This is a genomic window from Micromonospora sp. NBC_01699, assembly GCF_036250065.1.
Lineage (GTDB): Bacteria > Actinomycetota > Actinomycetes > Mycobacteriales > Micromonosporaceae > Micromonospora_G.
In genome coordinates this window covers 7,366,953-7,385,643 of record NZ_CP109199.1, presented here as the reverse complement: position 1 = coordinate 7,385,643, position 18,691 = coordinate 7,366,953, and the positions used below count along the sequence as shown (strand labels likewise).

The 18,691-nt window shown below is 72.9% G+C and carries 18 protein-coding genes and 1 tRNA gene; 10 read left to right on the top strand and 9 right to left on the bottom strand.

The features are described 5' to 3' along the window. Nucleotides 1-21: 21 nt before the first annotated feature. Both OG792_RS30365 and OG792_RS30360 read right to left on the bottom strand, forming a co-directional pair. Nucleotides 22-918, bottom strand: a complete 897-nt coding sequence (locus tag OG792_RS30365) for an oxygenase MpaB family protein (protein ID WP_329104667.1) — start codon at nt 916-918, stop codon at nt 22-24. Nucleotides 919-971: 53 nt separating this feature from the next. Next, complete coding sequence (locus OG792_RS30360; protein WP_329104665.1) at nt 972-1,397, bottom strand: Fur family transcriptional regulator; 426 nt, start codon at nt 1,395-1,397, stop codon at nt 972-974. Nucleotides 1,398-1,604: 207 nt separating this feature from the next. Here OG792_RS30360 and OG792_RS30355 point away from each other — a divergent pair, with 207 nt between their 5' ends. After that, on the top strand, nt 1,605-2,081 hold the full coding sequence (locus tag OG792_RS30355) for a DUF2231 domain-containing protein (protein ID WP_329104663.1): 477 nt from the start codon (nt 1,605-1,607) through the stop codon (nt 2,079-2,081). Nucleotides 2,082-2,122: 41 nt separating this feature from the next. On the opposite strand, the gene OG792_RS30350 is transcribed toward OG792_RS30355, so the two are convergent. After that, nucleotides 2,123-2,509, bottom strand: a complete 387-nt coding sequence (locus OG792_RS30350; RefSeq protein ID WP_329104662.1) for a hypothetical protein — start codon at nt 2,507-2,509, stop codon at nt 2,123-2,125. Between the two features lie 362 nt (nt 2,510-2,871). On the opposite strand from OG792_RS30350, the gene OG792_RS30345 reads away from it, so the two are divergent. Then, complete coding sequence (locus OG792_RS30345) at nt 2,872-3,060, top strand: hypothetical protein (protein WP_329104660.1); 189 nt, start codon at nt 2,872-2,874, stop codon at nt 3,058-3,060. Between the two features lie 205 nt (nt 3,061-3,265). Here OG792_RS30345 and OG792_RS30340 read toward each other — a convergent pair whose 3' ends face one another. The 3 genes from OG792_RS30340 to OG792_RS30330 form a co-directional block, all read right to left on the bottom strand. Further along, nucleotides 3,266-3,892, bottom strand: a complete 627-nt coding sequence (locus OG792_RS30340) for a flagellar biosynthesis protein FlgA (protein ID WP_329104658.1) — start codon at nt 3,890-3,892, stop codon at nt 3,266-3,268. 154 nt (nt 3,893-4,046) lie between these two features. Beyond that, entirely contained in the window at nt 4,047-4,493 is a 447-nt protein-coding gene (locus OG792_RS30335) for an FmdB family zinc ribbon protein (protein WP_329104656.1), read from the bottom strand. 86 nt (nt 4,494-4,579) lie between these two features. Beyond that, nucleotides 4,580-5,278, bottom strand: a complete 699-nt coding sequence (locus OG792_RS30330; protein WP_329104654.1) for a 5-formyltetrahydrofolate cyclo-ligase — start codon at nt 5,276-5,278, stop codon at nt 4,580-4,582. Nucleotides 5,279-5,364: 86 nt separating this feature from the next. Between OG792_RS30330 and OG792_RS30325 the strand changes: the two genes are divergently transcribed. From OG792_RS30325 to OG792_RS30300, 6 genes are all read left to right on the top strand, one after another. Continuing rightward, nucleotides 5,365-7,560 carry a GGDEF domain-containing protein gene (locus OG792_RS30325; protein WP_329104653.1) on the top strand — a complete coding sequence of 732 codons (2,196 nt, stop codon included), beginning with the start codon at nt 5,365-5,367 and terminating at the stop codon, nt 7,558-7,560. A 9-nt stretch (nt 7,561-7,569) separates the two neighbouring features. After that, nucleotides 7,570-8,532, top strand: a complete 963-nt coding sequence (locus OG792_RS30320; protein WP_329104651.1) for a UTP--glucose-1-phosphate uridylyltransferase — start codon at nt 7,570-7,572, stop codon at nt 8,530-8,532. Further along, nucleotides 8,529-9,860, top strand: coding sequence for a molybdopterin molybdotransferase MoeA (locus OG792_RS30315; RefSeq protein WP_329104649.1), 1,332 nt, complete (start codon nt 8,529-8,531; stop codon nt 9,858-9,860). The genes OG792_RS30320 and OG792_RS30315 overlap by 4 nt, the downstream gene beginning before the upstream one ends. After that, nucleotides 9,857-10,498, top strand: a complete 642-nt coding sequence (locus tag OG792_RS30310) for a GNAT family N-acetyltransferase (protein WP_329104647.1) — start codon at nt 9,857-9,859, stop codon at nt 10,496-10,498. The genes OG792_RS30315 and OG792_RS30310 overlap by 4 nt, the downstream gene beginning before the upstream one ends. A 166-nt stretch (nt 10,499-10,664) precedes the next feature. After that, entirely contained in the window at nt 10,665-11,483 is an 819-nt protein-coding gene (sepX, locus tag OG792_RS30305; protein WP_329111526.1) for a divisome protein SepX/GlpR, read from the top strand. A gap of 128 nt (nt 11,484-11,611) precedes the next feature. After that, nucleotides 11,612-11,688, top strand: a tRNA-Ala gene (locus tag OG792_RS30300). A gap of 218 nt (nt 11,689-11,906) precedes the next feature. Here OG792_RS30300 and OG792_RS30295 read toward each other — a convergent pair. Next, nucleotides 11,907-13,814: a hypothetical protein gene (locus OG792_RS30295; protein WP_329104645.1), complete on the bottom strand. Its 1,908-nt coding sequence runs from the start codon at nt 13,812-13,814 to the stop codon at nt 11,907-11,909. Between the two features lie 151 nt (nt 13,815-13,965). Between OG792_RS30295 and OG792_RS30290 the strand changes: the two genes are divergently transcribed. Next, the gene (locus tag OG792_RS30290) at nt 13,966-14,901 is read left to right on the top strand and encodes a threonine/serine dehydratase (protein ID WP_329104643.1); all 936 of its coding nucleotides are present in this window, start codon (nt 13,966-13,968) and stop codon (nt 14,899-14,901) included. A gap of 53 nt (nt 14,902-14,954) precedes the next feature. After that, nucleotides 14,955-15,467, top strand: a complete 513-nt coding sequence (locus OG792_RS30285; protein WP_329104641.1) for a GNAT family N-acetyltransferase — start codon at nt 14,955-14,957, stop codon at nt 15,465-15,467. Between the two features lie 24 nt (nt 15,468-15,491). Here the strand turns inward: OG792_RS30285 and OG792_RS30280 are convergent, their stop codons facing one another. Together OG792_RS30280 and OG792_RS30275 are read right to left on the bottom strand one after the other, a co-directional pair. Further along, nucleotides 15,492-16,754, bottom strand: a complete 1,263-nt coding sequence (locus tag OG792_RS30280; protein ID WP_329104639.1) for a D-alanyl-D-alanine carboxypeptidase family protein — start codon at nt 16,752-16,754, stop codon at nt 15,492-15,494. Between the two features lie 167 nt (nt 16,755-16,921). Further along, entirely contained in the window at nt 16,922-18,526 is a 1,605-nt protein-coding gene (locus OG792_RS30275) for an alpha/beta hydrolase (RefSeq protein ID WP_329104637.1), read from the bottom strand. Nucleotides 18,527-18,691: the final 165 nt, after the last annotated feature.

The following is an 18,691-nucleotide window of genomic DNA, read 5'->3' as shown; positions in this document are numbered from 1 at the left end:
CGGCACCGGTCGGCCGGGAACCTATCCGGGGCCGGCCAGTCGGGCGGCCCGAGCCTGTGCCGCCCGGTAGATCGGTCCCTCCATGTACCGGCGCGGAATCGCGTTCAGCGCCAGCCGCAACGTCCGGGCACTGAGTTCGGCCGACCGGTCCGTGGTCGACAGGCCGAGGCCGCCGTAGAGCCGCCGGGCCCAGGGCGGCAGCAGGCCGAACGCGATGCCGGCGATCCCGAAATAGGCCAATCGGGGCGGACCCAGGCTCAGCCCCAGCCGCGCCGGCCGGCTCACCTTCCACGGGATCGGCGGCGCGGTGAGGAAGAACGCGGTCTCGGCCCCGTCCCTGGTCATCCGCAGCTCGGGCCGGACCTCGCGGTAGTAGTCGGCGACGGCGGCAGCCGAGCCGGGCACGGTGGCCGGGTCGAGGCCGACCAGGGCGGCGGCCCGCCGCTGCTCGGCGTAGTAGCCGTCGGTCTCGGCGTCGGACAACCGCAGGCCGGCCCGCCGGGCCGTGCTGAGGAACGACTCCACCTCGGTCACGTGCACCCAGCGCAGCAGGTCCGGGGAGTCGATCCGGAACTCCTGTCCGGTCTCCGGGTCCCGGGCCCGCATCCGGGAGTGCAGTGCGGTCAACCGCCGCCCGGCGGCCTGTGCCTGCGCCGTGGTGCCGTAGATGGTGGTGCCGACGTACCGGGAGGTGCGGATCAGTCGACCCCACGGGTCCGACTTGAAACTGCTGTTCTGGGCCACCCCGGCGACCGCCCGTGGATGCAGTGCCTGAAGGTAGAGGGAGCGGAGCCCGGCGACGAGCAGGATCGGCTCCCGGTGCACCTTCCAGGTGACCGAGCCCGGACCGAACAGGCCGAGGTCGTCCTCGTGCTCCGGGTCGTGCTCCGGGTCCACCGGCGGATCGTCCGGGTTCATCAGCCAAGGGTGCCACCATCGAAGCGCCGGTCGCGGCCTTGCCGGCCGACGTCCTACTGGTCGGCGCTGCGGCGCTGCTGGCAATTCGGGCAGAGACCCCAGAAGGTGACCTCGGCCTCGTCGACCTCGAAGCCACCGGCGTTGTCCGGGTCGAGACAGGGCGCCGCGCCGTGGGCGCAGTCGACATCCTCGATCTCGCCACAGCTGCGGCAGACGACGTGGTGGTGGTTGTCACCGGCCCGTGCCTCGTACCGCGCCGGGCCGCCGGCCGGTTCGATCCGTCGGGACAACCCGGCCCGCGACAGCGCGCCGAGCACGTCGTAGACCGCCTGGGTGGAGACCGAGTCGAGGCGCCGGCGGACCCGCCGCAGGATCTCGTCGACCTCCAGGTGCCCACCGGCGGCGAGCACCTCAAGCACGGCGAGACGCGGCCGGGTGACCCGCAGGCCCCTCGACCGGAGCATCTCCTCGCCCGTCATGAGGCAATAACAGCACGGGTATGCGGAGCCATCAAGCCGTCGCCGGGCACGGTGGCGTGCGGCACAGCACCCGGCCCTGGTCAGCGGCGAGTTGCGAACCGGGGTGAACCGTAGCGGCTCCGCCTTCGTGTACGACTGTTGAGGGAAGCGTTCCCGATCTATACGTACCGTGGCTCGCGGTGTGGTCGGCCGCTGGAGGAGGTTGTCGTGTTCCTGGAAATCATGGGCCTTCCCGTACATCCGTTGGTCGTGCACGCGGCGGTGGTGTTCGTACCGCTGCTGGTGCTGCTGTCGATCGGGTACGGGATCCTGCCCCGGTTCCGCGCCAGGATCGGTTGGGCGGTGGCGTTCCTGGCCGTGGTCGCGCCGGCCTCGGCGCTGTTCGCGAAGCTCTCCGGCGAGGAACTGCTTGAGGCGCTGATCGCCAAGGGCTACCCGCCGCCGATCGTCGCCCAGCTCACCGAACACCAGGGGTACGGCGACCTGCTGTTCTGGTTCGCCCTCGGGCTGGGCATCGTCGCCGGCCTGCTGCTCTACGTCACCAGCGCCCGGGGCGCGAACCTGCCGGGCTGGGTGACGCTGGTGGTCACCGGTCTGGTGATCGTGCTGGGTGTGCTCAGCGCCGTCTACGTCTACCTGACCGGCGACTCGGGCGCCCAGGTGGTCTGGAACGGGGTGCTCTAGCCCGCGCCGGTCCGGACTTCGGCGGCGACCGGCGGCATGGCTCAGAACAGCAGGCGGGAGCAGAGCAGACACATCACCACGAGCAGGACCGCCCCGGTGATCAGCCCGATGCCGTAGGTCAGCGTCCGGGCGCTCGCCTCCTGCGCCTCCAGTGTGGGTATGTCCTGGGCCGGCAGCGGACGCGGCGGCGCCGGCTGTACGTGCACCGGCGGTCGCCAGCCCGGTGGCGGCACGGGGCTCTGCGGCGGCCCCGGATAGCCGCCCGCTCCGGGTGCCACCGGCGGCGGGCCGGACACCACGCCCGGCGGCGGCCCGAAGTAGGGCGCCGGCGGCGGGCCCGCCGGTCCCCCGGCGAACGAGGGCGGCGGCAGCATGGCGGCCCGAGCAGGGTACGGCGCCGGCGCGGCGGGTGACGGCCCGGTCGACACCGGTGGCGCCGTCGCCTGCTCGCCTGCCGGCTGCGCCGCGGGTGCCCGGCCCAGCGGTGGCCGCGCTGCCGGTGCATGCCCGGCCGAAGGCTGTGGTGCCGACGGCGGCCCGGTCGGCGGCGGTTCCGCCGGCCGCGGTGACGGTTCGGCGATGCCGTCCGGGGAGGTGACCGGCGGGGGACCGGGGGAGTCTGCCGGGGGTGTATCGGGCGAGCCCGTCGCGGGTTCGGCCGGCCGCCGCCAGAAGCTGTCGTCGATGGGCTCGTCGCTGGGGGAGGTCACGGCGTTCGACGCTACCCGAGCGATCGAGGTACGAGCCGGCGCACACCGGCCCGAGTGCCCGGGTGGGTACGCTACTGAGCGTGAAAAGCGTGGACGAGCCCCGGTCGGCCGGCACCGGCCTGGACGGCGAGCGTACGGTCGATCTCTCCGAGGACGACTTCGTGGTGATCCCCGAGCAGTCGGCCGACGACACCGACCGGGGCTGGGGCGAGCGTTCGAGTTCCAACGACGAGCGGCTGCTCGCCGACCGCCCACCGCACTGGGACTAGACGGTAATCCCCCAACTCCCGCCGATACCCACTCCACCGACTTCGTCGACGATCTTGCACTTGTGGCGCCCGAATTAGGCCCCTCATCCGGATTTGTTCGCCACCACAAGTGCAAGATCGTCGCGCCAGGACGACGACCAGCCAGGGGTAGGAGTTATTCGTCTGGCACTTGGTGGCTTGGATGGGTCCGATCCGGTGGGGGCGGCTATTCCCGCACCATGATCGCGAAGCGGGTGTCGTCGGGCAGGGCGATCGCGCGATGCGCCTCGCCGGGCGTCAGCGCGAGGTAGAGGGCGCCCGTCCCGTCCGGCGCGGCGTCGGCCGTCAGCACATCCAGCACCACCGCTCGCGCGGCGACCAGGGTCGGACCGGTCGGCCGGGAACCGGTGCCGGCGGCGAGCAGGTCCACCCGCGTGCCCGGCCGTACGACGGCGAGCGCGGCCGGCTCGGTCAGCCGGATCGGCACCCCGACCGTGCCCGCCGGCAGCGGCAACCTGTCCCCGCCCGACGGCGCCGAACCGGCGGGCAGTCCGGCACCGGCCGGCGGCGCCGGGTCGGGCGGCGGTGCCGGGGGAGTCGCTGACGAGCCGGGACCCGATGACGGGTGGCCGGGCGGGTCGGCGGCGCCGGCCGGGGGTGACGCGTCCGGTCCGGCGGCGGTGGCCCGGGGGCAGGGAGACTGCGGCTCGCGGGCGTAGAGCACCCCGGCGGCGAGGGCGAGCAGCAGGGCGGCCAGGGCCAGGCGGAGTGCCGTACCGCGCCGGGGCGGGGTCGGCCAGCGGGACGGCGACAGCGACGGGGGTCGCCGTCCCGGCCGGGGTGGAGTCGCCATCGGTCTGCCTCCCGTTCGAGCCGGGCGCCCGGTGCGGGCGTACTCCGGTGGGCAGGAGGCTAGGCGTACGGAAACCGGGCGCGTGGGCGCCCGGTTCACCGTTGTGGATAACTCGGCGGGTTGTGGATAACTCCGGTGTCGGGCTGTGGATCTGCTAAGCGGCGCTGCCGGACGATGAGCCGCCGGAGCTGCTCGTGCCCGCCGTCGACTTCGACGTACTGGCGGATCCGCCGCCGGAGCCGTTGCCGGAACCGCCGCTGCCCGACCCGCCGTTGCCCGACGACGTCGAGCCGGACGAGGTCGAACCGGACCCGGTCGAGGACTCCGACTTGGTCGAGGACTCCGACTTGGCCGGGGTCGAGCCGCCCCCGGCAACGGTGTCCGACCCGGTCGTACGGGAGTCGGTGCGGTAGAAGCCCGAGCCCTTGAAGACGATGCCGACCGAGTTGAACACCTTGCGCAGCCGCCCCGCGCAGGCCGGGCACTCCGTCAGCGGCGCGTCGGTGAACGACTGCACCGCCTCAAGCTGCTGGCCACACGCGGTGCAGGCGTACTGGTACGTGGGCACGGTCTCCTCCGGATCTTGCTTTTCGTTTGGCACTCGTCGTATCCGAGTGCCAATGGTGCGTCATCGGACCCATTTTCGTCCACCCGAGGTGTCCGGCGTGACGCTGGCCCCGGACCGGCTCACCCGCGGCCGAGCCGGTGGAACCCGTCCGCCGGGGTGATCACGGCGTGGACCGGACGGTCGTGCGGCTGCGCCGGCACCCGGTCGACCAGCTCACCGTCGTGCAACAGGGCCACGATCAGCGCGCCGGGCCCGACCCGGGCCAGTGCCCGGTCGTACGAGCCGCCGCCCCGACCCAGCCGGACGCCGCGACGGTCCACCGCCAGCGCGGGCACGATCACCAGCTCCGCGGTGCCGATCGCGCCGGTGCCCAGCCGGGCGCCGGACGGCTCGCGCAGCCCCCGCCCGGCGGCCACCAGCGTCCCGCCCGATCCGGACCCGGAATAACGGGCCCAGTCCAGGTCCAGATCGGCCCGAAGCACCGGCAGCAACAGCTCACCGCCCGAACCGAGCCCGCCCGAACCGAGCCCGCCCGAACCGAGCCCAGCGGTGTCGGGAGCAGCAAGGACGAGTGCGGCGAGCAGGTGCTCGGGCAGGTTCGGGCCGCCGGGTTCGGAGCCGACCGGAACGTACGCGGTGATCCGGCGCGGCGCGCTTCGGCGTACCAGATGGGTCAGCTCGGCCTGGACGAGCGCGGCGGCGGCGGCCCGGTCCGGGGCCGGCAGCGCCCGGCGGCGGGCGAGCAGGACGGCCCGCAGGGCGACCTTCTCCCCATGGGTCTCGTCAGTCACTTCCGCTTCATCCGGAAAATCCGGCACGTAACACTCCTGCGGTAACTCCAGTTGCCTATGTCGGGCGATGCCCAGCATCCCAGCAACGAACGCGGAACTTCCCGGGGGAAAAAGTGACGCTGCGTGGACGGCTGACCACCGCCTTCCTCGCCGTCGTGCTCGGCCCGGTGCTGCTCGGCGCGTTCTTCGCCGGTGGAACCGTCGCCGTGGTCAACGACCACCGGTCACGGGAGCGGCTCGACCTCGCCGCCACCACCGTACGCACCTCGGTCAGCGCCCTCTGCCAGCAGCTCTACGCGGCCGCCGACGCCGTCGCGGTGGCCGGCGAGCCGGTCGTCCGGGCCGTCGCCGCCCGGCAGGTGATCGCCCGCGGCCTCGCCGTCGCGATCCGGGTCACCGACGCCGTCGGCGGCACCACCCTGCTCACCCCGGCCGCGCCGGGCGCGCCGTGGGCGGACTGCGCCGGCGGCTACCCGGTCAGTGCCGCGATCCAGGCCCTCGCGGTACGGGTCGAGCTGCGCGACCCGGCCGGCGGCTCGATCGGCGCGGTGTGGGCGGCCCAACGCCTCGACCCCGAATTCGTCTCCCGGCTCGCGGCGGCCACCGGCACCGCCGTCACCCTCTGCCGGGGTGAACCGGCGCCGGGCACCGCCATCCAGAGCACCGAGCACAGCGGCAGCCGGGACGCGGTGCTGGTCGCCGCCCGCCGGCTGGACGGGGACGCGGTCGGCGAGACCGACACCGGCCGGTACGTCCGGCGGGTCGGCCCGTCACCCGGCCAGCCGCTGCCGCTGGTGCTGTCCGTACCGCCGAACCCGCCGCGGGACATCTACGCCATCATCGCCGGGGCGGTGCTGCTCGCCGGACTACTCGCCGTACTGGCGGCCTGGCGGCTGGCCCGCTCGACCACCCGCCCGCTGTCCGAACTGGCGCTCGCCGTCGACCGGGTCGCCGACGGGGACCTGACCGCCAGGGTGCCGGTGAACCGGCCGGACGAGGTCGGCCGGCTGGCCCGGACCTTCAACCGGATGACCCGCGAGACCCAGTCCTACGTGCACGCCCTGACCACCAGCCGGGACCAGCTCCGGGGCCACCTGGCGCTGCTCGGCGACACCCTCGCCAGCACCCACGACCTGCACCGGATCCTCCAGGTCATCCTCCAGACCGCGCTGGTCGCCACCGGCGCGCGGGCCGGCCTGCTGCTCCTGCTCGACCCGGACGACGGCACCCTGGTCGGCCAGTGCGCCGAGGGGCTGGACGGTCCACCGGCGGCGGATCCGGAGGCGGTCCGGGTGCCGCTCGGTGCCGGCGTACTCGGCACGGTCGCGGCCACCGGGGAGCCGCTGCGCGGCCGGATCGAGCGGGACGGGCCGCACCGGGACGGGTACGAACCGGACTGCCGGACGTACCTGGCGGTGCCGTTCGCCGCCCCCGGTTCGGCCGGCCCGCCGCCGCAGCACCCGGCCGATCCACTCGTCCCGGCCCCGGCCGCCGCCACCCTCGGCGTGCTGGTCCTCTACGACCGGCACGGCTCCGACGACTTCGACGACACCGACCTGGTCACCCTGCGCAGCTTCGCCTGCCACGCGGCGGTGGCGGTGGACAACGTACGGGTGCACGAGGAGGCGCAGCGGCTGTCGCTGACCGATCCGCTGACCGGGTTGTGGAACTACCGCTACCTGAAGGAGTCGGTACGTCGCGAGGTCGAGCGGGCCAGCCGGTTCGGTCGCATGATCAGCCTGCTGGTGCTGGACCTGGACCGCTTCAAGGAGGTCAACGACACCTACGGGCACGCGGCCGGGGACGTGGTGCTGACCGAGTTCGCCCGCCGGATCCGGGGGGTGATCCGGGAGGTCGACCTCGCGTTCCGGCAGGGTGGCGAGGAGTTCGTCCTGCTGCTGCCGGAGACCGACGCGCGCGGCGCGGTCACCGTCGCCGAACGGCTCGGCGCGGCGGTCCGGGACACGCCGATCGCGATCCCCCCGCCGCCGGGATCGGTGTCGGCGGCACCCCGGGCCCTCGTCCCGGTCACCGTCTCCATCGGCATCGCCGTCTATCCGCACCACGCCACCACCGCGGCCCGAATGCTCGACGCGGCCGACGGCGCCCTGTACGCGGCGAAGGCGGGCGGGCGGGACACCCACCGGGTGGCGACGGCCGGCGACGGCCCGACGGTGCAGGAGATGCCGGTGCCGGCCGCGGCGGCGACGCCGGACGACGGACTGCCCCGGGCCGGCGGGCACCCTGGTCCGGGCGATGGCGGCGCGTCTTCCGGGCCGCACCCGCCGCGCCAGGGCCGTGGCCGATAGTCTCGCGGCATGTCGGAGCACTCAGCGTCCCCAGGAACGACCTCCAGCGCGACCCCCGGACGGGCCGTCAAGGCGGTGATCCCCGCCGCGGGTCTGGCCACCCGATTCCTGCCCGCCACCAAGGCGGTTCCCAAGGAACTGCTGCCGGTGGTGGACCGCCCGGTACTTCAGTACATCATCGAGGAGGCCGCCGCAGCCGGTATCCGTGACGTCCTGCTGGTCACCGGCCGGGGCAAGACTTCCATGGTGGATCACTTCGACCGCTCGCCGTCGCTGGAGGCGCACCTGGAGAAGAAGGGTGACCTGAAGCGGCTGGAAGCGGTACGCAAGCCCAGCCAGCTGGTCGAGATCTTCACCTCCCGGCAGCACGAGCCGCTCGGGCTCGGCCACGCGATCGGCTGCGCCGAGGCGCACGTGGGCACCGAGGCGCCGTTCGCCGTACTGCTCGGCGACGAGTTCGTGGACCTGGCCGAGCCGCTGCTGCCGGCCATGCTCGACCTACAGGCCCGTACCGACGGCATCGTGCTGGCGTTCATGGAGGTGCCGCCGGAGGAGACCAAGCGGTACGGCATCGCCTCGGTCGCCCCCGCCGAGCCGGAGCTGACCGACCTCGGCGAGGTGGTCCGGGTGACCGGCCTGGTGGAGAAGCCGGCACCGGAGGACGCGCCGAGCAACCTCGCCGTACTCGGCCGGTACATCCTGCCGGGCAAGATCTTCGAGGCGATCCGGCGTACCGGGCCGGGCAGCGGCGGCGAGATCCAGCTCACCGACGCGATGGCGACGCTGCTGGACGAGGGCACCCCGGTGCACGCCATCGTCTACCGGGGCACCCGGTTCGACACCGGCATGCCACTGGGCTACCTCCAGGCGGTGGTGCAACTCGCCAGCCAGCGCGACGACCTGGGCCGGGAGTTCCGGCAGTGGCTCGCCGACTTCGTCAACTCGGAGGCGTTCGGCGGGCGCAATACATGACAGCCACGGCCGATGCCGAGGCGGCCGCTAACGAGCTGACGCCGCTCGCCGAATACCTGGGCAGCACGCTGCGCAGGCTGCGAGCGCTGCCCCCGCTCGACCTCGACCTCACCCAGGCGTACGGGAACGTGCTCGCCGAGGACGTTCTCGCGCCGCATCCGTACCCGGCGTTCGACCAGGCCGCGATCGACGGGTACGCGGCCCGCTGGGAGGACCTCGCCGGTGCCGGGCGGGGCGGCGGCTTCATCCCGCCCGGCACCGGCGCACCCGGTCGTGGCCGCCCCGGCGACACCCGCCCGGTGCGGCTCAACGTCGTCGGCGACCTGGGGGCGGCGAGTTGGCGCCCGGTCCGGCTCACCCCCGGCTCCTGCTTCTCGGTGGCGGCCGGGTCCCCGCTGCCGATCGCCGCCGACGTCGTCGTCCCGGTCGAGTGGACCGACCAGGGCATGGCCGCGGTGGAGATCTTCCGGGTGCCGAAACGCGGGTACGGCCTGCGCCGGGCCGGGGAGGAGATGCCGGCCGGGGCACTGCTCGCCCGCTCCGGCACGTACGTCTCACCGGCGCTGGTCGCGGTGTTCGCCGCCACCGGTATCGGGCACGTGGTGGTCCGGCCGAGCCCTCGGGTGGTGATCGTGGCGACCGGTGACGAACTCGTCGAGGTGGGCCGACCGAGCCAGCCCGGTCAGGTGGTGGACACCAACTCGCACGCGCTGACCGCCGCCGCGGCCGAGGTCGGGGCGCTCGCGTACCGGGTCGGGATCTGCGACGACGACCCGGAGGGGCTGCGCGGCCTGCTGGAGGACCAGACCCTGCGGGCGGATCTGATCATCACCACCGGTGGTACCGGCACCGGCCCCGGCGACATGGTCCGGCGCATCCTGTCCCGCCGCGACGCCGGCCGGGCCGGGCCGGTGACCTTCACCGAGGTGGCCCTGTACCCCGGTAGTGCCCTCGGATTCGGTACGGTCGGTGCCGAGGAGGTTCCGGTGGTCTGTCTGCCCGGTGAACCCGGTGCCGCGTTGATCGGCTTCGAGATGCTGGCCCGCCCGGCGATCCAGCTGCTCGCTGGCGCCGAGCCGGTGTTCCGGCCGAGCGTACGCGCGCACCTGCTGGAGACCGTGTCGTCCCCCGGCGGGCTGCGCGAGTTCCGCCCCGCGCACGTCGCCGAGCGGCGCGGCGGCGGTTACACCGTCCAGCCGCTGCGCGGCGGTCCGCACACCCTGGCCGGGCTGGCCGAGGCGAACGGCCTGCTGGTGCTCGGGGAGCGGGTCACGACGGCGGCCGCCGGCTCCACCGTGGACGTGCTGCTGCTGGACCGGCGCCGATGAGCCTGATCGGAACACCGGGCTGGCCGGTGGCGCTGGCCGACGGCGCGGTGCTGCTGCGGCCGTACAAGCGCGGGGATGCCGCGTCCTGGTCGGAGGTGCGCCGGGCGAACCAGGCGTGGCTGGCGCCGTGGGAGACCGCCCCGCAGGGTGGCTGGAACGAACTGAACTCGCCGATCGCGTTCCGGTACGTCTACCGGGACCAGCGCCGTTCGGCCCGCCGTGGCGAGAGCATGCCGTTCGCGGTCTGCCTGCGCGAGCACGGGCGGGAGCGGCTGGTCGGGCACATCAACCTCGGCAACATCGTCCGCCGGGCGTTCTGCTCCGCGTACGTCGGCTACTGGGTGGACGCGCGGGTGGCCGGGCGCGGGGTGATCCCGACCGCGCTGGCGCTCGTCGCCGACCACGCCTTCGGCCCCGGTGGGCTGCACCGGATCGAGGTCAACATCCGGCCGGAGAACGGCCCGTCCCGCCGGGTGGTGGAGAAGCTCGGCTTCCGTGAGGAGTCGTACCACCCGCGTTACATGCACATCGACGGCGCCTGGCGCGACCACATCGGGTACGCCATGACCAGCGAGGAGGTCGCGGCCGAGGGTGGTCTGCTGGCCCGCTGGCACCGGCTCCGTACCGTCGCTTCTTGATCATTGTTGCTGGTGGTAATCGGCGCGGCGCACGTTGATCCTGGTGCACCGCCCGTAACCTGAAGTAACTGGATGTGTGGTAACTGTCCGGCGGTCGTAACGACCCTGCCAGCTCGGCGGGGGTCCGGACGGCCGGCGGGGTTACCCGACGTGGGTGACGGGAGGGGTGAGGGTGCCGGCCTCGGTGCTCCTCGCCGTCCTCGCCGCCGCGGGTCTGCTCGCTTTCGCACCGGCGCTCGTTCGCCGGTACGACGCCACCGAGCGGCTGGTGGCGGAGCGGGCGCAGTCGACGGCGCGGGTGCTTGCGCGCCGCCGGCGACGCCGTACTGTTCCGGGCCGGCAGCCGCTCAATCCGTCGCGTGTTCTTACGGTTACTCTGCGCGGCGATCTGTCCGGTGGCAACAACCCGGTGTACGGAATGCCCGACCCCGTCTCCGCACCCCCGGCCACCGGCCGACGGGCCAGCCGGCTGCGTTCCGTGCCCCGATCGGGCCCCCGCCCCCGTCGCCGCCGCCGGGTCCACCGGCACACTCCCGCCGTCTACCGGCGCCGCCGGGTCTTCGCCGCACTGCTCCTGCTCAACCTCGCCGAGCTGATCGGCGTCATCGCGGTCAGCCCCGGTTTCTGGATCAGCTTCGCGGTAACCGGCGCACTGCTCGCCGCGTACGTCGTACACCTGCGCAACCGCGCCATCGCCGGACGCCGACGCCGTCGGATCCAGGCCCGCGAGGCGGCCTGGCTCGCCGCCCGACAGGCCGAGGTGCGCCGCGAACAGGCCCGCCGCGCGGCTGCCCGCCGGGAGGCGCAGCGCCGCCTGGCCGCCCAGCGCGAGGCGGTACGCCGGGCCGCGATGGGCCTGGACCGGCGGGAGGACCTGCCGGCGGCGGCCAGCGGGGGCCGGGCGCGTGCCTCGGTCTCCTACCGCCGCTCGGGTGGCCTGCGTGGTCGCCCCTACGAGGCCGGTCGCGGCTCGCACTCCGCCTGAGCCTGCTCGGTCGGATTCGGCTTGCCGGGGGGCGGATTGGCTCGGTGGGTGCCGTACCTGTTAGCCTTGGCGCCGGTTCGCCGTTGAGATTCGGACGGCGGGTCGGTCGTCCGGCGCGAGTCGGTTGAGGGGCTGTGGCGCAGTCTGGTAGCGCACCTCGTTCGCATCGAGGGGGTCAGGGGTTCGAGTCCCCTCAGCTCCACCATCACCATTTCTGGCCAGCGGAAACGCTGGCTTTTTGCTTGTCTGGGTCGTCCCCGGCAGATCGGCTCCGAGCCCGAACGCGGTCGCCCGTACCCGCGTGGCGCAATGATAGAGACATTGGGACATCCGGCCGGTGAGTCGAGTTGTTCCCGATCGCGAAGAGTTCGGCCTGGCTGACATCGCCGGCCAAACTCTTCGCGATCATGCAAGCCCGGGAACTCAGGCGGTGTCGGCCACCAGGAACGAATACCAGTTGGAGTCGTCGCTGACGGTGCCGTCGGCGCGGACCGCGTACACGATCAGGGTCATCCAACCGGCTGCGGTGGGCGTCCAGGTGATGGTCGCCCGGCCGTCGGGGCCGGCCGCCAGTTCGGTCGACTCGCCGCCGTCGAAGGTGTACCGGTAGGCCGCCACCTCGGTCCAGCCGGGCGGGGGCGAGAACGCGAACTCACCCGGCACGCCGACACCGCCGGCCGGCTCCCAGCCCGCCGGATAGACCTCGGACCGTACGCCGGGCCACGGGCCGAAGTTGACGGACCAGTTCCCCTCCGACGAGACGAACCCGTTGTCGCCGTGACTGCGCACCGTCACCTGGTGGCCGTAGACGTTGCTGGCCTGGAACGAGAGGTAGGCGTACCCCTCACTGTCCGGGTAGAGCCGCTGCGGCTCCCCGTTGTCCAGTGTGTACTCGTACCCGTTGACGGTCAGTCCGGCCGCGGGCGAGAACTTCAGTCGTACCTCCTGGTTCCACTCCGGCGGACCGCTGAGCGCGGTGACCGTCGGCGCCGTACTGGGGACGAAGATGTCGTACGTCACGGTCGGCGAGACGTTTCCGGCCAGGTCCAACGTGCGGACGTACAGCCGCTGGGGGCCGTAGCGGTCCGGGCTCAGGGTGACTGTGGCCGAGCCGCCCGGCCGGTTGGCCCGTACGGTGTCGGGGCCGTCGAACGGGCTGGTGCACTCCAACTGCCCGAACTCGCCGCTGTACGAGCAGGCCGGTACGCCAAGCTCCGACCAGGAGTAGGCGAACCCGGCGACGTCCTTGTCCCCGTTGCCGGAGAAGGTGAACACACCCGGCACACCGATCGGGGTCTGCTCGCCGCTGTCATCCTCCGGGTAGTTCGAGGAGGTGATCGTCGGGCTGGTCGGGCGGGTGCGGTCGTAGGTGAAGTAGCACTTCTTCGACCAGGCCGAGACGTCCCTGCCGTCGCCGACGCTGGCCTGCCAGACGTACGAGGTGCCGTCGACCAGTGCGGTCTCCGGTATCCGAGGCGAGTTCGCCCGGCCGGACGTGCCGTACTCGTCGGTGAACTCGGTGCGGTTCTCCGGCTGGCCGGTGGGCCAGATGGCGACGGTGGTATCGATCCGACCCCGGTCCTGCTCGTCCGCGTCGGAGCCGACCACGTTGATCACATTGGCGAGGCCGCTGAGGCGGGGGTACGGCTTGAGTGCCGTACACGGGAAGCCGCCGTTGTAGAGGTTGTTGTTGTCGACCGTCGGCAGCGAGTTGTACTGCACGTTCATGCTCACCGAGGAGTACCAGTACAGCCTGCGGCCGTAGCTCGGGTCGGCCTCGTACTGTTCCGGGACCCGGATCTCGAACGTGATGCGACGCTGCCGCTTCTGGATCGCGTCCTGCACCGCCGCCGCGATGTCGAAGGTGATGTACGCGCTCGGGCACGCCTGCGGGGTGAGGATCTCGTCGATCTTCGCCAGCGGCGCGGGTGGCCGCTTCCAGGTGGGGGTGGCGTCGACCGGCTTGGTACGCCAGATCTCGATCGCCCGCTTCGTGCAGTCGGCCGCGCTGTACTCGCGGATGAAGACCGAGCCGCCGTAGATCTTCTTGCCCTCGTACGCGCTCAGGTCGAAGGTGGCGTAGATCCGCGAGGTGTGTTGCCCGCCGGCCTCGTCCTGCCAGGTGCCGAGCGGCATGTTCACGCTGCCGCCCTCGTCGTGCGCGATTTTCGGGGTGGCCGAGTCGGTGTAGCCGACCTGCACCTTGCCCGGCGAACTGTAATGCGGCGCCGCGCTGGCGGTGCCCGTGCTGCCGATGACCGCCACGCCGGTCGCCGCCAGCGATAGGGCGAGCAGCGAAACCGCCGCCCGGTGTGCCCCAAGTTTGAGCAAAGTCGCCCTTCCTCCCCGTTGCGCCCGCGCCCCACGCGCGGGATCACAAGGCATTGAAGTGCATTGCCGCAACGCAGGCAATGGCCGGGCGCGCTCGGGGCCTGGTTAGCATCGGGGTTCGGCATCCGGCGCAACGAGGAGGCGGCCAGTCGTGATCACCCGAGTAGAGGTCGACGCGGCGGCGGCCCGGATCGCCGGACGGGTAAGGCGTACCCCACTGATCCGGGTCGATCCGGGGGACCGGGCCGGGGCGGGCTGGTTCAAGTGCGAGTTCATGCAGCACACCGGCTCGTTCAAGGCGCGGGGTGCGGTCAACCGGGTGTTGGCCGCGCGGGAGTCCGGCGAACTCGATCCGGCGGTGGGCATCATCGTCGCCTCCGGTGGCAACGCCGGGCTGGCCAACGCGTACGCGGCGCGGGCGCTCGGGGTGCCGGCCACGGTGTTCGTGCCGCTGACCGCGCCGGCCGTGAAGGTGGCCAAACTGCGGGCGTACGGCGCGACCGTGGTCCAGCACGGCAACGAGTACGCCGAGGCGTACGAGGCCGCGCAGAAGGCGGTCGCCGAGACCGGAGCGGTCTACTGCCACGCGTACGACCAGCCGGAGATCGTCGCCGGTGCGGGCACCGCCGGCAGCGAGTTGATCGAGCAGCTCGACGGGGAGGTCGACACCATCCTCGTCGCGGTGGGCGGTGGCGGGCTGATGGCCGGTGTCGCGGCCGCCGCCGAGGGGCTGGCCCGGGTCGTCGCGGTGGAGCCGGTCACCGTCCCGACCCTGCATCACGCGCTGGAGCGGGGCGGGCCGGTCGACGTACCGGTGTCGGGGATCGCGGCGGACTCGCTCGGCGCCCGGCGGGTCGGCGACATCGCGTACGCGGTAGCGGTCCGGACCGGCGTACACAGCGTGCTGGTCACCGACGACAACCTGGTCGACGCCCGGCGGCAGCTCTGGGACCGGTGGCGGATAGTGGTCGAGCACGGCGCCGCCGCCGCGTACGCCGCCCTCGCCGCCGGTGCCTACCGGCCGGAGCCGGACGAGCGGGTAGCGGTGTTGCTCTGCGGGGCGAACACCGACCCGTCCGATCTCTGAGGCGTCGCGATGCCCCGCCGGCTGCCGCGACGATGACCAACAAGGGGACGATCATGCCGACGAGGGCGGTCCGGCCGGTCGAGCCGGCGGATCTTGACGAGGTGGCGCGGATCTACGCCCACTACGTGACCGAGAGCGTGGCCACCTTCGATGAGGTGCCGCTGACGGTGACCGACTGGGGGCGGAAGGCGGAGACGCTGCGCGCGGCCGGGCTGCCGTTCCTGGTGGTCGAGGTCCGTGGGCGGGTGGCCGGATTCGGGTACGCCGCCCAGTGGCGCCCCAAGCCGGCGTACCGGCACTCGGTCGAGAACACGATCTACCTCGCCCCGGACTCCACCGGTGGGGGCCTCGGTTCGCTGCTGCTCGGCGCGGTGCTGGACGAGTGCGCGGCGGTCGGCGTACGGCAGGTTGTCGCGGTGATCGCCGACACCGGCAGCGACGCCTCCGCGGCCCTGCACCGCCGGCACGGCTTCACCGAGGTCGGCCGGCTGCGGTCGGTCGGCTTCAAACACGGCCGTTGGATAGACACCGTGCTCTTCCAGCGCGACCTCACCGCTGGTCCTTGATCCGCCCCGGCCCGACCGCGCGGCTCAGCGGTGGGTCAGGCGGTGCCAGACCCCCGGCGGTTCGAGCTGGTCGGTGGTTTGCAGCGGCCCACCCACCGGTGGCTGCTCGCCAACCGTCGCGGTCACCCGACCGTGCTCGGCGCCGGCCGCGAGCTGCCTCGGTACGGGCGGAATCTCGGCGCCGAGCCGGACCTCCAGCCCCGGCCAGCCGATCACGTCCACGTTCCGCGTCGCCCGCAGCGTCGTACCGGCGGTATCCAGCGGACCCCGTACGGCCGCCACCTCCTGCCCGGCCGTGACCACCGTGTGTACGCCCAGCGCGGCGGCGGCCGACCGGACCAGCGGGGTGGTCGCCCGGAACACCGCCCGGAGCTGTTCCGGGGTGTGCGCGCCCGGCTGCCCGAGCACCGCACCGACCACGAGCACGGTGGTGGTGCCGACCCTCGCGACGGCGGCGAAGGTGAAACAGCCGCCGGCCTCGTCGGTGGAGCCGGTCTTGACCCCCACCACGCCGTCCCGACCGAGCAGGTCGTTGTAGTTGGTGATCGTCCCCTCCACCGGCACGGTCGCCTTCGACTGGGCGACGATCTCCGCGAACGCCGGCAGGGCCATCGCCTTGCGGGTCAGGATGACCTGGTCGACGGCGGTGCTCACGGTGTCCGGGGCGAGCCCGGCCGGGTCGGTGTAACGCGTGTTGGACATGCCGAGCCCGGTCGCCATCGCGTTCATCTTGTCGACGAACGCGGGCACGCTGCCCGCGTCCCAGGCGGCGAGGATCCGGGCCATGTTGTTCGCCGACGGCAGCATCACCGCCTGCAACGCCTGCCGCTGGGTGAACTTCGCCCCGGCGGCGACCCGGATCAGCGACTCGCCGCGCGCCTTCTCCGCCGGGTATGCCGCCGCCTGGGCCGCGCTGACGGTCAGGCTCGGCCCGGACTCGCCCACGCCGAGCGGATGGTCGGTCAGCACCACGTACGCGGTCATCACCTTCGCCACGCTGCCGATCGCCACCGGGGTCGGATTGCCGTGGCTGCCCAGGTCACCGACGCCCTCGACGGAGACGGCGGCCTGCCCGGTCGACGGCCAGGGCAGCTCCGGCGGGGTGCCGGGGATCCGGGTCGAGGCGGGCAGGGTCCGGTCGGCGGTCGGGCGCGGCGGGTCGTGCCAGAGCGGCTGGCTGACGAGCAGCCCGATCGCGACGAGCACCAGCGCCAGCGCGGCGGGCAGCAGCAGCTTCAGCCGCCGCGACCGGCGTCGCGCCGCCGCGTACGAGGCCGACTGATACATGAGCGGTGTTTCCTCCACGGGACCGTCAGCGCCCCGGGCGGCGCCGACCAACCTGATATTGCCGCTGGTCATGGGCGTGGTGCGGCATCATCGACGGATTGGCTCCCGCGAGCGGAGGGAGCCTACGTGATCATCGAGCCGCCCGGGGAGCAGTTATCGGACGACGGTCACGACACGACGGCTGCCCAACCGGGCCGGACCGGCCCCGGCAGACCCGGTAGGGCGTCCCGGCGCTCGGCGTCGGCGCCCATCCGGGCCGGCGTCGGAGGAGCCGCACAGGTCGCGCCGGACGGCGGGAGCGTACGGTCGACCAGGTACCGGTCGACGTACGAGGTGGTGCACGGCGTGCCGGGGTAGACCCCGTGCCCCGGACCCTCGAAGGTGACCAGCCGACCGTTGCGCCCCAGTTGGTCCGCGACGCCCACCGCCCACTCGTACGGGGTGATCGGGTCGTGCAGCGAGTTGACGACCAGCAGGGGCAGTTCGGTGCGTACGCGGAGCCGGTGCTGCGGGTTGCTCACCTCGCCCTTCCAGCCGAGGCAGACGCCCAGGGCCATGATGGCGGGCGCCGAACCCCGCATGTTCGGCGACACCTCTCGGGCCAGGTCGACGTACCGGTGGAAGCCGGCCAGGCCGCCGACCGGCAACGCCCAGTCCTGGCACATCACCGGCAGCGGAAACTTCACCAGTTCGTCCGCCGCCGTCCCGGCCGGTCGGGTAGCGGACCCGACCGGGGTGGGTGTGCTGCCGGACAGGGCGACGAGCAGGTCGGCGAGTCCGTTCCAGTCGGGGCCGTAGAACGTCCTCAGCACCCGACCGCTCAGGTCGTGCCAGGTCAGGCTCTGGCCGGTCACGGGGTCGACCAGGGTGCCGTCGTCCGCGCGACGCATCAACGACGCGAAGATTCCGGGTACGTCCTGCCCGTGCAGGGCACAGCTCGGGTCCCGGCCGCACCCGGCCACGAACTGCGCGAACGAGTTCTCCGCGCCGATCGACTCGTTCCGGACGAACGCACCGGTGCCGCCGCTGTGGTCCATGGTGCTGTCCATTACCAGCGCCCGTACCCGGTTCGGGTAGTTCTCGGCGTACATCTGGCCCATCAGGGTGCCGTACGAGGCGCCGTAGTAGCTGATCTGGCGTACGCCGAGCGCGGCCCGGATCGCGTCCATGTCGTGCGCCACGTTGACCGAGTCGACGTGGTCGAACAACGGGCCGGTGTTCGCCTTGCAGTCGTCGTACAACCGGTGGTTGTACGCGACCAGCGCGCGGTACTCCGACTGGTTCGCCGGGACGGCGAACGGCCGCTCGGCGAGGAGCGCGCCGGAGCAGCGGATCGGGTTGCTGCGGGCGATGCCGCGCGGGTCGAAGCCGATCAGGTCGAAGCGGGACCGGATCTCCGGGCTGCCGTACCGCTCGTAGCGTCCGACCACGGCGTCGACCCCGGAGTCGCCCGGCCCGCCGGGGTTCACCAGCAGCGGGCCGATCCGCGATCCCGGCCCGGTGGCGGCCCGTTTGGCGAGCGCCAGCGGGAAGGTTGCGCCACGCGGGCGGGACCAGTCGACCGGCACGGCGAGGGTGGCGCAGCGCAGGGCGGCGTCGTCCGGCCGGTCCGGGCACGGTTGCCAGTCGAGCGGCGGAGGCCGCCAACCGTTCGTCGCCGTACCCGCCGCCACCGCGCCGGCGGGTACGGCGACGGCGGGTACGGCGGTAGCGCCGAGCAGGAGGACCAGGGGGGCCAGTACACCGATGGTCGTACGGATTGTTCCTCGCATGCGGCAACAGCTCCGATCGATGGATGAGCGGCCAGTCGAGCACGGAAGAACCGCTCGGCTGAAGGGCTGTCGGAGCGCTTCGGGGGGAACTCCGGGATGTCACCGAGCGGTCGGTCCGGTGGTGCCCCGAGCCCGATGTCAGCCTGGTCCGATACGGTTCGGGGC

Coding starts and splice junctions, on each gene's coding strand:
- OG792_RS30360 (WP_329104665.1), bottom strand. CDS start 1,397: ATGACGGGCGAGGAGATGCTCCGGTCGAGGGGCCTGCGGGTCACCCGG.
- OG792_RS30320 (WP_329104651.1), top strand. CDS start 7,570: ATGTCGGAGCACTCAGCGTCCCCAGGAACGACCTCCAGCGCGACCCCC.
- OG792_RS30315 (WP_329104649.1), top strand. CDS start 8,529: ATGACAGCCACGGCCGATGCCGAGGCGGCCGCTAACGAGCTGACGCCG.
- OG792_RS30280 (WP_329104639.1), bottom strand. CDS start 16,754: ATGTATCAGTCGGCCTCGTACGCGGCGGCGCGACGCCGGTCGCGGCGG.
- OG792_RS30340 (WP_329104658.1), bottom strand. CDS start 3,892: ATGGCGACTCCACCCCGGCCGGGACGGCGACCCCCGTCGCTGTCGCCG.
- OG792_RS30365 (WP_329104667.1), bottom strand. CDS start 918: ATGAACCCGGACGATCCGCCGGTGGACCCGGAGCACGACCCGGAGCAC.
- OG792_RS30285 (WP_329104641.1), top strand. CDS start 14,955: ATGCCGACGAGGGCGGTCCGGCCGGTCGAGCCGGCGGATCTTGACGAG.
- OG792_RS30310 (WP_329104647.1), top strand. CDS start 9,857: ATGAGCCTGATCGGAACACCGGGCTGGCCGGTGGCGCTGGCCGACGGC.
- OG792_RS30275 (WP_329104637.1), bottom strand. CDS start 18,526: ATGCGAGGAACAATCCGTACGACCATCGGTGTACTGGCCCCCCTGGTC.